The 14250-nt window shown below is 61.2% G+C and carries 12 protein-coding genes; 8 read left to right on the top strand and 4 right to left on the bottom strand.

The features are described 5' to 3' along the window. The first annotated feature begins 1 nt into the window (after position 1). From GTP45_RS13310 to GTP45_RS13290, 5 genes are all read left to right on the top strand, one after another. On the top strand, positions 2 to 406 hold the full coding sequence (locus GTP45_RS13310; RefSeq protein WP_161014376.1) for a response regulator: 405 nt from the start codon (positions 2 to 4) through the stop codon (positions 404 to 406). A 322-nt stretch (positions 407 to 728) separates the two neighbouring features. Beyond that, entirely contained in the window at positions 729 to 2375 is a 1647-nt protein-coding gene (locus GTP45_RS13305) for a SulP family inorganic anion transporter (RefSeq protein WP_161014375.1), read from the top strand. An 88-nt stretch (positions 2376 to 2463) separates the two neighbouring features. Next, positions 2464 to 4626: a sensor histidine kinase gene (locus GTP45_RS13300; protein WP_161014374.1), complete on the top strand. Its 2163-nt coding sequence runs from the start codon at positions 2464 to 2466 to the stop codon at positions 4624 to 4626. A gap of 49 nt (positions 4627 to 4675) precedes the next feature. After that, positions 4676 to 6859: a two-component system response regulator gene (locus tag GTP45_RS13295; protein ID WP_161014373.1), complete on the top strand. Its 2184-nt coding sequence runs from the start codon at positions 4676 to 4678 to the stop codon at positions 6857 to 6859. A 16-nt stretch (positions 6860 to 6875) separates the two neighbouring features. After that, positions 6876 to 8651 carry a DUF885 domain-containing protein gene (locus GTP45_RS13290; RefSeq protein ID WP_161014372.1) on the top strand — a complete coding sequence of 592 codons (1776 nt, stop codon included), beginning with the start codon at positions 6876 to 6878 and terminating at the stop codon, positions 8649 to 8651. Between the two features lie 9 nt (positions 8652 to 8660). On the opposite strand, the gene GTP45_RS13285 is transcribed toward GTP45_RS13290, so the two are convergent. Beyond that, positions 8661 to 9320, bottom strand: coding sequence for a sigma-70 family RNA polymerase sigma factor (locus tag GTP45_RS13285; RefSeq protein WP_161014371.1), 660 nt, complete (start codon positions 9318 to 9320; stop codon positions 8661 to 8663). A gap of 149 nt (positions 9321 to 9469) precedes the next feature. Here GTP45_RS13285 and clpP point away from each other — a divergent pair, with 149 nt between their 5' ends. Next, positions 9470 to 10063, top strand: coding sequence for an ATP-dependent Clp endopeptidase proteolytic subunit ClpP (gene clpP / locus GTP45_RS13280; protein WP_161014370.1), 594 nt, complete (start codon positions 9470 to 9472; stop codon positions 10061 to 10063). Here clpP and GTP45_RS13275 read toward each other — a convergent pair. From GTP45_RS13275 to GTP45_RS13265, 3 genes are all read right to left on the bottom strand, one after another. Then, entirely contained in the window at positions 10044 to 10955 is a 912-nt protein-coding gene (locus GTP45_RS13275) for an NAD-dependent epimerase/dehydratase family protein (protein WP_161014369.1), read from the bottom strand. The two genes, clpP and GTP45_RS13275, sit on opposite strands and share 20 nt — an antisense overlap. A 198-nt stretch (positions 10956 to 11153) precedes the next feature. Further along, positions 11154 to 11675 carry a Csu type fimbrial protein gene (locus tag GTP45_RS13270; protein ID WP_161014368.1) on the bottom strand — a complete coding sequence of 174 codons (522 nt, stop codon included), beginning with the start codon at positions 11673 to 11675 and terminating at the stop codon, positions 11154 to 11156. A 227-nt stretch (positions 11676 to 11902) separates the two neighbouring features. Further along, entirely contained in the window at positions 11903 to 12877 is a 975-nt protein-coding gene (locus GTP45_RS13265; protein ID WP_161014367.1) for a hypothetical protein, read from the bottom strand. 171 nt (positions 12878 to 13048) lie between these two features. On the opposite strand from GTP45_RS13265, the gene GTP45_RS13260 reads away from it, so the two are divergent. Together GTP45_RS13260 and GTP45_RS13255 are read left to right on the top strand one after the other, a co-directional pair. Then, complete coding sequence (locus tag GTP45_RS13260) at positions 13049 to 13924, top strand: urease accessory protein UreD (protein ID WP_161014366.1); 876 nt, start codon at positions 13049 to 13051, stop codon at positions 13922 to 13924. A gap of 14 nt (positions 13925 to 13938) precedes the next feature. Beyond that, on the top strand, positions 13939 to 14241 hold the full coding sequence (locus GTP45_RS13255; protein ID WP_092269656.1) for an urease subunit gamma: 303 nt from the start codon (positions 13939 to 13941) through the stop codon (positions 14239 to 14241). The last annotated feature ends 9 nt before the right edge of the window (positions 14242 to 14250 follow it).

Here is a 14250-nt window from a genome sequence, read left to right as displayed (position 1 = left end):
CATGAGTGATCAAACAGCGATACTGGAAGCCAATCCAGGCGGACAACTTATCCTGGTGGTAGATGATGAGTTTGATGTGCTATCGACCTACCAACTGCTGCTCGAGTACCATGGATTTCGTGTTCGCGTTGCCGGGAACGGCCGTGATGCCCTTGCAGCGGCCGCCGCGGAGCCGCCGGCAATTGTGCTGTCGGACTTCATGATGCCGGTGATGGACGGTGGTGAACTGTGCCGCAAGTGGCGCGCTGATCCTCAACTAAGCCACATTCCGTTTATTCTCTCCAGCGCGGGCATTATGCGCAAAGATATTCAGATACCATACGATAGCTTCTTTAGAAAGCCATTGCGGATCGACGAATTAGTTGACGAGATTAATCGTCTGCTGGCGCCTTCACAGCCCCGTTAGGCTCGGCGGCTGCCGAGCTCTGGATGCAAGAACTCGGCGATTCTGCCTCGTTTCTTCTTTCCGTAAACCTGGAACCTATGGTGGATTCAGTCGACGACGCGCCATATGAGGGACTGAGGGACGAACCGGCCGCCTGACCACGCGCCCGCAAAAGTTTCCGTCGAAGAGGTAGCCTGGCGTTCGCTCATTGTGACGATGATCCGATCGCAACAAACCGATGTTTTAGATTTAGCAATTTGCCCGCTTATGTGTTTTTCGGATTAGCTAATTTGGATTTCGCATTTAGGGTAAACTGTCGGGATTTTCTGTATTTGGAATCACGATGCTGCAATGGTTGAAGTTATACCGGCGTGACCAACTCCCGGGCGATATCAGCGCCGGGCTGGTGGTGGCGATGATGATGATCCCGCAAGGCATGGCCTATGCCATGGTGGCGGGCCTGTCGCCAGTGGTCGGTATTTATGCCAGCATCTTGCCGCCCATCGTCTATGCGTTGTTCGGCAGCAGCATGACGCAGTCGGTCGGCCCGATGGCGATCATCTCGCTGATGACCGCCGCGGTGATCGGCCCGATGGCGCCAGCCGGCTCCGCGTTGGCCGGCGTGCTGGCCGCGCAACTCGCGCTGGTGTCGGGCGCGGTGCTGCTGCTGTGCGGCCTGCTGCGCATGGGTTTCCTCGCTAATTTCTTCTCGCGTCCGGTGATGAGCGGCTTCACGGTCGGCTCGGCCATCGTCATCGCTTTCGATCAACTCCACACGTTGCTGGGCGCGGAGCTGCCGCATTGGCACGCGCCGAGCGCCGCGCTGGGCATCGGCGCGCTGGCGTTGCTGGTGCTGGCTCGCCTGTACGGAGCAGGGCTGCTGAAGCGCTGCGGCCTGCCGCCGGTGGTGGCTGATATCGGCGCCAAGCTTGCGCCGATGATCGTGGTTCTCGGCGGCATAGCGCTGATGTCTGCCACCAGTTTGGCCGACATGGGCGTTCGCACCACCGGCGCGATTCCCGCCGGCCTGCCGCATCTTAATCTAGCTTCCTCCAGTTCGCATTGGCGCGCGCTGCTGCAACCGGGCTTGCTGATCGGCTTCATCGTGTTCCTGATGTCGATGTCCGGCGCGCAAGCGCTGGCGCTTAAGCGCAATGAGAAGCTGGTCAGCAATCACGAGTTGATCGGCCTCGGTGCGGCCAACGTTGCCAGCGCCTTGTCCGGCGGCTTCCCGGTGACGGGCAGCCTGTCGCGCTCCGCTGTCAACTTCGCTGCCGGCGCCAATACGCCGCTGGCTAGTTTGATTACCGCCGCGCTGCTGGCCTGCGCGCTGCTGGCTCCAACCGGCTGGTTGTCTTTGCTGCCGTTGCCAGTGCTGGCCGCGACCATTATCGTCGCCGTGCTGGGCATGCTGGAGATGGGCATTCTGCGCACCGCGTGGCAGTACGACCGCGGCGATGCGCTGGCGTGGGGCGCGACCTGCCTCGGCGTGCTGGTGCTGGGCGTGGAGGCTGGCGTGATCATCGGTGTGGCGCTGTCGATGGGCACCTTGATCTGGCGCGCCAGCCGGCCGCACATCGCGGTGCTGGGCCGCATCGCCGGTACTGAGCATTTCCGCAATATTGAACGTTATCCAGCCGAGACGCAGCCGGAATTGCTGGTGCTGCGCATCGACGCCAATCTGTTTTTCGGCAATGTGGAAGCGGTGAGCCAGCGCATCGAATGCGAACTGGCGACCCACCCAAGCGCGCGCCACCTGGTGCTGGTGATGTCGGCCGTCAGCTCGATCGATACCACCGCCCTGATGGCGCTGGCCGAGCTGAACCAGAGCGTCAAGCGCCGCCAAATCGGCTTGCATCTCGCGGAAGTGAAGGGGCCGGTAATGGATCGTCTACGCAATAGCACGCTGCTGCCTGAACTCAACGGCAAGCTGTTCCTCAGTACCGCCAACGCCTGGGATCAATTACATACCGTCAAGGATGTTGCTTGAGCGCAAATATCCATGGACTTCGTACCCGTTTAAACCTATGATCTAAGTCGTAGCACAACCGAGATTAACCCCAAAGAATGGTTTTCCGATGTTGGTTCGACTTGCCCGCCGTCTAGGAAGAGTATCGATCGCCGTATTCGTCAGCGTGACGCTGACCGCCGTGGTGACGCTGGTTCTGACGACGTTTGCGCTGTATTTCTACCAGGTCGAGCGCGCGCAGCGCTGGGAGCAATTGCACAAGACGCTGGCCAACAGCGCCGACGAATTGGCCGCCGCCGTTGCACTGCCGGCGTGGAATTTCGACGAAACGCAAATCATCACCATCATGAAGAGCGGTTTGAGCAACCGCGATCTGTACGCCAGCGCGGTGGCGCCGGTGGCCAGCAATCACCCGTTCATCCTTACCCGTAACGAACAACAGCAATTGGTGCCGTCCGAGCGCCTGCCGACCAATCCCGAACTGTTATCCGAGCAGCGTCCCATCGTGGCGGGCGGCCAGAATATCGGCACCATCACCGTGTACGCTTCGCCGGCAGTGCTGATCGAGCAGCTGCGCCAGCGCCTGTACACCATCGCCGGGCTGATTTTCGTGCTGGACGTGACGCTGGTGCTCAGTCTCTACCTGCTGCTTTGGCAGCTGATCCTCAAACCGCTGACCAATATCGAGCGCTATGCCGCCAGCGTGAAGGCGGGCCAGAATCCCGGCGCCTCGCCACCGCGCGACTGGTACACCGGCGAATTGAAAACGCTGAACGCCTCCATCCGCGACATGGTGCGCTTGATGGAAAGCCGCTACGTCGCCATGCACGCCAGCGAGGAGCGCTTGCAGATCGCGTCCAGCGCGGCGGCCATCGGCATCTGGGACTGGAACATCATCACCGATGAAATGGTGTGGGATGAGCAGATGTATCGCCTGAACGGCCTCGAAGGCCGCAAGCTGGAACGGCCTTCCGACACCTGGCGCACGATGGTGCACCCGGACGACGCCATTCCCACCGAGATGCTGCTACAGCAAGCGCTGAACGGCACCGCCGAATTCGACGTTGAGTTCCGTATTATTTGGCCGGATGGCTCGCTGCATTACCTCAAGGCCGACGCCATGATCTTCCGCGACGCCGAAGGCCACCCAATGCGCATGGTCGGCGTGAACTACGACGTCACCGCCAGCCGCATGGCGGAAGCAGAACTGCGTCGCCATCGTATCCATCTTGAAGAGCTGGTGACCGAGCGCACCAACGCGCTGTCGGTGGCGGTGCGCCAGGCGCAGACGGCCAACCGCGCCAAGAGTACCTTCCTCGCTAACATGAGCCACGAGCTGCGCACGCCGCTGAATTCCGTGATCGGCTTCTCGCGCCTGATGGCGGACTCCAAGAATATGCTGCCGGAAGAGAAGCGCAATCTCGCCATCATCCACCACTCCGGCCAGCACTTGCTTACGCTGATTAACGACATTCTCGAATTGTCCAAGATCGAGGCCGGCCGCGCCGTGCTGCAAACGGAAGTGGTGAAACTGGACGATATGCTGCAAGAGGTAATCGACATGGTCAGCATGCGCGCCGGCCAAACCGGCGTGGAGCTGGTGCTCGATAGCGTTGGCCTGCCGGCCAGCGCGCGTGTGGACGGCACCAAGCTGCGGCAGGTGCTATTGAATCTGATGTCGAACGCGGTCAAGTTCACGGCGCAGGGCAGGGTGACGCTGCGTGTGCGCGGCACCACGCGTAACGGCGCCTGCGAACTGACGTTTGCCGTGATCGACAATGGCCCCGGCATCGCCGCCGAAGACCAGGCGCGCATCTTTGAACCCTTCATCCAGGCCGATGGACCGGTCGCGAAAGAGGGGACGGGCCTCGGCCTGACCATCTCGCGCGAATTCGTCCAGCTGATGGGCGGCACGCTGGCGCTGCAATCGGCGCCGGGCGAAGGCGCCACCTTCCACTTCACGGTCACAATGCAGGTCACCGACGAAGCCCCGGCATCCGGCGAGGATGAAGTGAGCGTCCTGGAACCGCTGCAAGCCGGGCCTGCGCTCGCGCACAAGGATTTGCAGCGTCTCGACCCAGCACTGCGAGATGAGTTGAAGACCGCCTTGCAAGAACTGAATCTGACACGCGTGGCCGCGTTGCTGGATCCATTGCCGCCGGAGCTGGGCGACGTGGTGGCGCGTATCGAGCACATGATCCAGCTGCACCAGTATCCGCAGCTATGTGCGCTGCTGGACGAAGCGGGTACTGAATTGGAGCCCCAAGCCTGACGGGTATATCATAGTAGTTGAGCAGTTGACTAAGGCGAGAGAGTTTTACATGCACCGGGATTTGTCGGAACAACACACCAAGGGCGAAGTGCTGATCGTGGAAGACACGCCGGCCTCGCTCAAGCTGCTGAGCGACCTGCTGACGGAAGCCGGCTACTACGTGCGCCAGGCGCCTAACGGCGAGCTGGCCTTGTGGACTGCGCAATCGCGTCCGCCGGAGCTGATCCTGCTCGACATCCGCATGCCCGGCATCGACGGCTTTGAAGTCTGCCGCCGCTTGAAGGAGACGCCGGAGTTGTCCCAAGTACCGGTGATCTTCCTGTCGGCCCAACATGACACCGACGACAAGGTGCGCGGCTTTGAATTGGGTGCGGTGGACTTTATCGCTAAGCCGTTCCAGGCCGAAGAAATCCTCGCCCGCACCGACGCCCACGTAAAACTGGGCCGCGCCCAGAAAGCGCTGGCCAGCGAGCGCGCCTTGCTGGAAGAGCGCGTAGCCGAGCGCACCGCGGAATTGGCCAAGGAAGTAGACCAGCGCCGCGCCAATGAAGAATTCATGCGCCTCTCCAGCCAGGTGTTTGAAGCCACGCAGGACGCCATTGTGGTGACGGATCGCGACGGCCGCATCGTCGCCACCAATCCGGCCTTCACGCAAATCTCCGGCTACACCGCCGAAGAGGTGAGGGGGCAGAATGCCGGCCTGCTGTACGCGGGCGAGCAGGATACCTCGTCCTTCAGCGCCATGGTGCAGTCGGTGGTCACCACCGGCCATTGGTCGGGCGAGATCCTGGCGCGCCGCAAAAACGGCGACACCTATCCGGGCTTGTTAAGCGCCTCCGTGGTGCGCGACGAACAAGGCCACGTCATCAACCACGTGGCGGTGTTCATGGACATCACCGAACGCAAGGCCGAGCAGCACCTGATTGACTTCCTGTCCAACCACGATGCCTTGACCGGCCTGCCGAACCGCATGCTGGCGCGCCAGCGCTTCGGGCAGACCTTGTCCGCAGCACGCCGCGAGGGCCGCTGCGTGGCCGTCATGTGTCTTGACCTTGACCGCTTCAAGAGCATCAACGACTCCTACGGCCATGACATGGGCGACAAGGCGCTGCAAGTGGTGTCCAAGTATCTGAGCGAGACCGTGCGCGAAAGCGATACCGTCACCCGCCAGGGCGGCGACGAATTCCAGATCATTGTTGCCGATGATGCGCAGCTGACTGAAACCATCGCGCTGGCGCAGAAGATCCTGGCCGGCTTGCGCAAGGAGCTGGTGATCGACGGCCAGCAGATTACCGTCACCTCCAGTATCGGCATCGCTGTCAGCCTGACCGACGGCGAGAGCTTCGATGAACTGGTGCGCAACGCCGACACGGCACTGTTCCGCGCCAAGGAAATCGGCCGCGATAACTACGCCTTCTTCACCGAGCGCATGGATGCGGAAATCCGCGACAAGCTGGCGATCCAGAGCCAGCTGCGCGGCGCCATCGCGCGCGACGAATTCGAGGTTCACTACCAGCCGCAGGTCTGCCTGAAAACCGGCGCCATGGTCGGCGCGGAAGCGCTGCTGCGCTGGGATAACGCAGTGCTGGGCAAGGTGCCGCCGAACCGCTTCATCCCGCTGGCCGAGGAATATGGCCTGGTCAATTCCATCGGCGAGTGGGTGCTGGAGAGCGTGTGCGCACAAATGAAGGTGTGGCAGGATCAAGGCCTCGGCCAGATCAAGGTCGCAGTCAACCTGGCGGCGGGGCAGTTTGCCAACGACGCCACCGTGCCTTACGTGGAAACCACGCTGCGCAAATTTGGCGTGGCGCCGGCCTACCTGGGCCTTGAAATCACCGAGGGCACGGTGATGGGCGATCCGAATAAAGCCGTGGCGGCGCTGCGCCGCTTGAAAGACATCGGCGTCAGCATTTCGCTGGACGACTTTGGCACCGGCTATTCCAGCCTCAGTTACTTGAAGCGCTTCCCGATCGACGTACTGAAGATCGATAAATCGTTCGTCGACGATGTGACGACCAATAGCGCCGACGCGGCTATCGCGCTGTCGGTCATCTCGCTGGCACACAACTTGAATATGCGAGTCATTGCCGAAGGCGTGGAAACGCGCGAGCAAGTGCAGTTCCTCAGCGAGCGCGGTTGCGACGAGATGCAGGGCTATTATTTCAGCCGACCGGTCAACGCCGAAGGCTTCACCGCGCTGCTGCGCGAACGCCGTAATTTATTGGAAATGTAATCTACTCTGGAGCCTTATGGAAAAGAAGTTCAGCACCGCCATTGCCGGTGCAGTCATGCTGGTATGCCTTAACGCCGCTGCGGCTACCGCGCCCGCAGTGAAAGCCGGCCCCGCCGACGCGCAGTTCAAGGCGATCTACACCCAAGAGTGGAAATGGCGCCTGAGCCAGAAGCAGGAAGACGGCGAAGATGATGACGACAGCGGCGTATCGCCGTCGCTGCCGCGTATCGATGTCGCGACCCAGAACAACCGCCTCGCCTATTGGCAGGGCGTGATGAAGAAGCTGGACGGCATCAAGGAGTCCAAACTGTCGGCCCCTGAACGCATCAACTACCAGGTCTACAAAGCGCAGATCGCGGCGTTCATCGCCGCCCAGCAGTTCCGCGAATACGAAAAGCCGCTGAATGCCGATACCGCCTTCTGGTCGAATATGGCCGGCACCGCGCGCCGCCCGATGACCAAGGAAAAAGAATTCCGCGATTACCTCAAACAGCTGGCCGACGTGCCGCGCTACTTCAACGAGGAAATCGTCAACATGCGCGCCGGCCTGGCGCGCGGCTTCACGCCGCCGAAAGTGACGCTGGTGGGCCGCGATGGCTCCATCACTTCCGTGACCGACGCGAAAACGCCGCAGGACACCGTGTTCTACCTGCCGTTCAAGACCATGCCTGCCTCCATGCCGGCCGCGCAGCAGGAAGAACTGCGCGCGCAGGCGGTGAAGGTCATTCAATACACCGTGATCCCAGCGCACCAGGCGCTGTTGAAGTTCATGCGCGAAGAGTATGTGCCGAAGGCCCGCGAGGACTTGGCGGCGGAGAGCCTGCCGGACGGTAAAGCGTACTATCAATCGAAGATCGTCGAATTCACCACCACCTCGCTGAGCGCGGATCAGATTCACAATATCGGATTGGAAGAGATGGCGAAGATCCGCGCCGAAATGCAGGATGTGATCAAGCAGGTTGGTTTTAAAGGCGATCTGCCGGCCTTCCTGCAATTCCTGCGCACCGATCCGCAGTTCTACGCCAAGACGCCGGAAGAGCTGCTGATGCGCTCCGCGTGGGTGGCGAAGAAGTTCGACGCCAAGGTCGGCCAGTACTTCGGCTATCTGCCGCGCCGCCGCTTTGCGGTGATCCCTGTGCCGGACGATCAGGCGCCGTTCTACACTTCCGGCCGTGGCGGCCCGGGCGTTTATCTGGTCAACACCTACAACTTGCCGTCGCGCGCTTTGTACAGCATGCCGGCGCTGACGCTGCACGAATCGGCGCCGGGCCACGCCTTCCAGATGCCGGTGGCGCTGGAGCAGAAGGGCCGTCCGGCCTTCCGCAACGCTTACATCTCGGCCTATGGCGAAGGCTGGGCGCTGTACAGCGAACGCCTGGGCGTGGAGATGGGCATGTACGAAACGCCGTATGAAGTATTCGGCATGCTCAGTTATCAGGCGTGGCGCGCATCGCGTCTGGTGGTCGACACCGGCGTGCATAGCAAGGGCTGGACGCGCAAACAGGCGCAGGACTACCTGCGCGAGAACACGGCGCTGTCCAATCACGAAATCGAAACGGAAGTGGATCGCTACATTTCGTGGCCGGGCCAGGCGCTGTCCTACTACCTGGGCGAGATGAGCATCATCAACGCGCGCAAGAAAGCCGAGAAAGCGCTGGGCCAGAAGTTTGACATCCGCGCCTTCCACGACACCGTGCTGCAACTGGGTTCGGTGCCGCTGCCGGTGCTGGAAGCGCGCATCGATCTGTTCATCGCCGAAGGTGGCAAGAGCCCGTATCCTGATCTTGAATAATCTGACTTTTTAAGCGGCCAAGGCGAGGGCGTACGCGGCATCGTTGGCGCAAGCCCGCGTATGCAGCGATATGGGTTGTTCCTCGCCGAGCAGTGCGACTATCGCCGGCACGTCGATGCTGTTAATGGCGGCGTGGAAGCGGCGGACTAAATCGCGGTTGAGCTTTTCGCTGGCCGCGATTTCTTTTTCACGCAGGAGCCGACGCCGCGCGCGGGACAGGTGCTGGCGTACGTTCTCGGTCTTGGCTCCCAGCGCCGCTGCGATATCGGCGTGGCTGCATTCAAATACCTCGTGCAGCACCAAGGCCAGTCGTTCGGACGGCGTCAGGCACGCCAGCAAGCGCGCTAGCGCTTCGCCCATTTCTGCGCGCTGCAACAGCGTTTCTTCCGGCGCCGGGGGCGTCGCTTCCGGCATCAGTTCTAAAGCGGTGCGCGCCGCCGTCGTATCCCGCTCTCGCTTGCGCAGGTGGTCGATGGATTGATGCTGCACCACGGTCGTCAGCCATGCGGCCGGTGTCGCCAGCGTTGCTATCTCTACGCTTTGCCACTTCAAAAAACAATCCTGCACCACGTCTTCCGCCTCTGCGTCATTGCCGACGATGCGGCAACTGATGGCTTTCAGGCGGGGGCGTAGCTGCTCAAAGATGGCGGCATCGGTATCGATAGGCATGGCGTGTCTCCTGTCATGGGGCTGGCGTCACTTGACGCTCGGCGCGGCCCGGATGTGACACATGGCCAGAATATTTTTGTGTTGTCACACGGCGGTAGGCGGCGAGCGTCAAGCGGGCAGTGACTCAACTCTACCGCAAAAGGACAATCATGACTGGCTTGGTGCCCACCGTTATCGACCACACGGGGCGCGGCGAACGCGCTTTCGATATTTACTCACGCCTGCTGAAGGAGCGCGTGATTTTCCTGGTCGGCGAGGTGACCGAGCAATCGGCCAACCTGATCGTCGCGCAGTTGCTGTTCCTCGAATCGGAAAATCCAGAGAAGGATATTTCGCTTTACATCAATTCGCCCGGCGGCTCGGTGTATGCCGGCATGGCGGTGTACGACACCATGCAGTTCATCAAACCGGACGTGTCGACGCTGTGCACCGGCTTCGCTGCCAGCATGGGCTCCTTCTTGCTGGCGGCCGGCGCAATCGGCAAGCGCTACGCCTTGCCCAACGCACGGCTGATGATCCACCAGCCGCACGGCGGCTCGCAAGGCGTGGCAGCCGACATCGAGATTCAAGCGCGCGAGGTGCTGTACCAGCGTCATCGCCTCAACACCATCCTCGCTGAGCGCACCGGAAAAACGCTGGCCCAAATCGAAAAAGACTCAGACCGCGATAATTACATGGCGGCCAGCGAGGGCGTCGAGTATGGCCTGATCGACCGCGTGCTGCTTACGCGTGAGGATGATTAGGGTGCCGCATGTCGTTGGCGATCCAGTCCAGCACTGATGGGCGGTGCGGCTGCCAGCCCAACTGCTTGCGGGCGCGTTCGCCGCGTACGCGGCTGTTGGAGCCGAGGCCGTAGGACGCCATCTCGTAACCCCATTCTTCCTTGGCTTGTTCCAGCGGCCAGTCCTGCGGCTCGCCCAGATTCAAGGCCTTGGCGATGGCGGCACTCATGTCGCGGAAGGCGGCTTCGCCGCTTTCGACAAAGTAGAACGCGCCAGCTTCGGTCTTGTCCAGGGCCAGCAGGTACAGGTCGACCACGTCGTCGATGTGCACGTTCGACCAGATGTTGCGGCCCGGCCCCACATGGCGCACGATGCCGCTTTTGCGCGCTTGCTTGAGCAAGCGTGGCAGCTGCACCGAGTCGCGCGGCAGTGCGCCGTGGCCGTAGATCAATGTGTTGCACAGTACTGCCGAGCGCACGCCCTTGTTGGCGGCGTCCAGCACCAGCTTGTCGATGCCGACGCGCGCGGCTTTGTCTGCGGTGGCTTCGGGGAGATTGTCTTCGTGGTAAATGCAGTCGGTGCCTTCGCCACCGGAGGCGTCTCCGACGATGCTGGAGCCGCTGGTGTGCAGGAACACTTTGCCGGAGCCGGCCAGCGCGTCTACAAACGCTTCCACCGCCGCGCGGTTGTCGCTGCTGGCGGCGTTGATGACGGCATCGGCCACCTGGGCCTGGGCGATCAGCAGATCACGGTCGGTGAGCGTGCCCAGCACGCCGGTGACGCCGATCTTTTTCACTTCATCCAATTGCTCGTGCTTGCGTACCAAGCCGACGACCTCGTGCCCGGCCTTGACCAGGCCTGCGGCGATTGAGCTGCCAATAAAACCTGCCGCGCCGGTGATAAATACTTTCATGCTGTGCTCCATTCAAATTCGGAAAACAGCAGTATGGGGACGAAGTCCGGGCGCAACTAGACAACAACGCGCAAAGTTCAATTGAGCGAGCGTCAACAATTAAAACAGAAAGTAGAGGGGAGTTTCGCGCGGGTTTGGGCGCTGGGATACTGCCGGAACGCGTAGCCTTGTGTGCGGGCTGCGGTGGTAGAGCGGTGTTTAGAAATATACGGTAGCGGTGATGGTCGACTTGTAAGCGTCAGGCTGTGGCGTTGCTTGCGCTGGGATGTTGCCGTAGACCGTCAGGGTTTGCGACGAACCAGTACCGGTGCCGGACACAGTGTCGGTGCCTTGCGTAGTACCCCAGTTGGCGCCGCCGCTGCTTTGCTTCAGGGTGTAGGACACGGTGCTGGTGTTGGCGCCAGTGCCGCTCAACAGACGCGAAGCAACGGTAGAGCCGGTGCCGGTGCCGGCGCTCAGACCCACGTTATAGGGCGTGGTGTTGGTGCAGGTGACGCTCAGCGTGGTGTTGGTGTTGACGGCCGTGGCCAGCACGCCTTGCGCAGAGCCGAAGTTCAAGGCGTTGGCGGCGATGGTGCAGTCGGCGATGATGGTCAGGGTGACGTCAAAGGTTGCGGTCTTGGTGCCGTTGCTGTAGACGGCCGCACCGCTCAGCAGCGGCAGCAGGGCGGCGCCGAGGGCAGTTGCCAAAGCAGCGCGGGACAGGGTTTTGCTAATCATGATGGCCTCCATTGAGTTAATCGGCTAGCGCGTTCAAGACAACTTTAGTTTCCGCGCTTCAATGGATTCAATTATTCCTCAACCGAAAAAACGCTGCTTTTGCCGCAGGTGGAGGAACTTTTGGCGGCGTAGAAAACCCCAAAATATTTTGCTGTGCGGCACGTTTTTACAACAGCCGGTGTTTGCTCGCGGCGAGAAATCGTGGCAACGCCGCGAGGCGAGGCGGGTCAGCTACCGAAGTGCACGTTGAAAGGATAGCGCATGGCGCAAGGCTTACCGCTGCACAGCGCCGGCGTGAACTTCTGATTGCCGAGCAGGATCTTGATGACGTCGGTCAGCTGCTGGTCAGGCGACGAGTAGATAGAAATGGCGGTAGCGCGGCCGGTCGCGTCAATATCGACAATCGCGCGGAAGTCGCCCTGCGCCATGACATTGTTTTGTGCCTTGGCCAGCCAGCCGAAAATCTCCGCCGTGCCTTTTTCCGGGTAGGGCGGTACATCGTCATGGTGCAGTAGCGGATAGCTGGCGCGGAATTGCTGTTGCTGCTGCGGCGTCATCTGGGCGTAGCCTTTGTCGAACGGCACGCTGGTGCCGTAAGCGACGTCGTGTCCGAAGCGGTAAATGCTATTGCTGTCCCGCTCGTGCAATTTGAATTTTTCCGCTTCGCCTTCGGCCCTCGTTGGCGGCGTGTAGTCGGCCGCGTTGATGGTGCGCTGGTTGCCGGCAAAGGTAATCTTGCCATCGCCGAAACCACCCGGTTCATCGTTCGTCCATGGCCCCTCATAGCGGCCGCCCAGCGTGTAGGTGACGGCGCCGCGCCCTTCGCGCTTGCCCGCCTTCCACTCGCCGTCGTAGCGGATGCCGTCCTTGTACAGAATGCTGCCGGTGCCCTGGCGCAGGCCGCGCTTGTATTGGCCTTCATACTGCCAGCCCTCGGGCGACTTCTCGTAGCCGTCGGCCAGCATGCCTTGCGCCATGCGGCCTTCAAAGCTGCCGATCTGTTCTTTCTTCACGAAACGCAGCAGCTTGCCGTCGCCCTCGGCGTAGCCGTTGACGCAAGGGCCGCTCCAAGTGACGGTTTCATTGGCGACTTCTACCTCGGTGGGCAGGATCACGCGGCAGTTGTCGGCGCCTAGCGTGGCGGCTTGGGCGCTGCCGATAGACAGCAGCGTGATCAAGGCAGGGAGATGTTTTTTGAGCATGAAGTTATTATACAAACATTTCCTAAAAATAAAACTCTCACAATCTCTCGCCGACGCGCACCAATTTAGTGCTAATTGCCGTGTATTGGTGCATGTGGCCGCGAGTGGCCAGTGTTTCCGCTGGCACAATGATTGCATAGGACAGAACATTATTTAACGATGTCCTGCCCTATGCCAGACTGCACTGCACCGCGAGATTTTTCTGCCGCCGCCAGCCATGGCGCGTGGCAGGCTAGTCTCACCCTCGGCTTTGCGGACGACGCCGGCACCACCCGGCTGTTTAACAAGCTTCACTACGGCCCGCTGCGCGTGCAAAAGGCCTTGTACCCGGAAGACGCCAAGGTCTGCCAGGCCATCATCGTTCACCCGCCGGGCGGCGTGGTTGGCGGCGATCAGTTGGAGATCGACATCGGCGTCGGCGACAACGCCCATGCCTTCATCACCACGCCCGGCGCGGCCAAGTGGTATCAGGCCAACGGCAAGGTTTCGCATCAAGCCGTGCACCTGCACGTGAATGAAAACGCCGCACTGGAATGGCTGCCGCAAGAAACCATCTTCTTTGATACCGCTAACGTCGTGCTCGACCAGCACGTGGCGCTGGCGGCCGGCGCCACCTTCCTTGGCTGCGAAATTCTGTGCATGGGCCGCAGCGGCTCGGGCGAAGTATTCAACACCGGCAGCATCCGCCAGCGCAGCAGCATCCGCCGTGAAGGGCGGCTGATCTGGTGGGAGCAGGGCGTTATGGTGGGCGGCCGTCTCGATAGCCCGCTGGCGCTCAATGGCCACACTGTGTGCGCCACGCTGATCGCCGCCGGCAAACCGCTGCCGGCCGCCGTGCTCAATGACTTATTGACGCAAATCCGCGCCGACATCGCCGCCGACGGCGAGCATGTTTTCGGCATTACCCACACCAAGGGCGTGCTGGTAGCACGCCATCTCGGCGGCGACAGCGAAACCGCGCGCCGCCTGATGCTCAACGTATGGCGCCGCGTGCGCCCGCATCTGCTGGGACGCGAGGCCGTTACGCCGCGCATCTGGCAAACCTGAGAGAGAACAACGATATGGATTTGACTCCACGCGAAAAAGACAAGCTGTTGATTTTTACCGCGGGTATTGTGGCCGAACGCCGCCTTGCCCGTGGCTTGAAGTTGAACTACCCGGAAGCGGTGGCGCTGATTACCTGCGCCATCATGGAAGGTGCCCGCGACGGCAAAACTGTCGCAGAACTGATGTCCGACGGCACGCGCATACTCACGCGCGCCGACGTCATGGAAGGTATCCCTGAAATGATCCCTGACATCCAGGTCGAAGCGACGTTCCCAGATGGGAGCAAGCTTGTGACTGTCCACAATCCCATCCCATAAAGGAGTTCA

This window comes from Duganella rivi, from assembly GCF_009857435.1.
GTDB lineage: Bacteria > Pseudomonadota > Gammaproteobacteria > Burkholderiales > Burkholderiaceae_D > Rugamonas > Rugamonas rivi.
The sequence above is the reverse complement of the archived record's forward strand: the minus strand, read 5'-3'. Positions and strand labels throughout refer to the sequence as shown.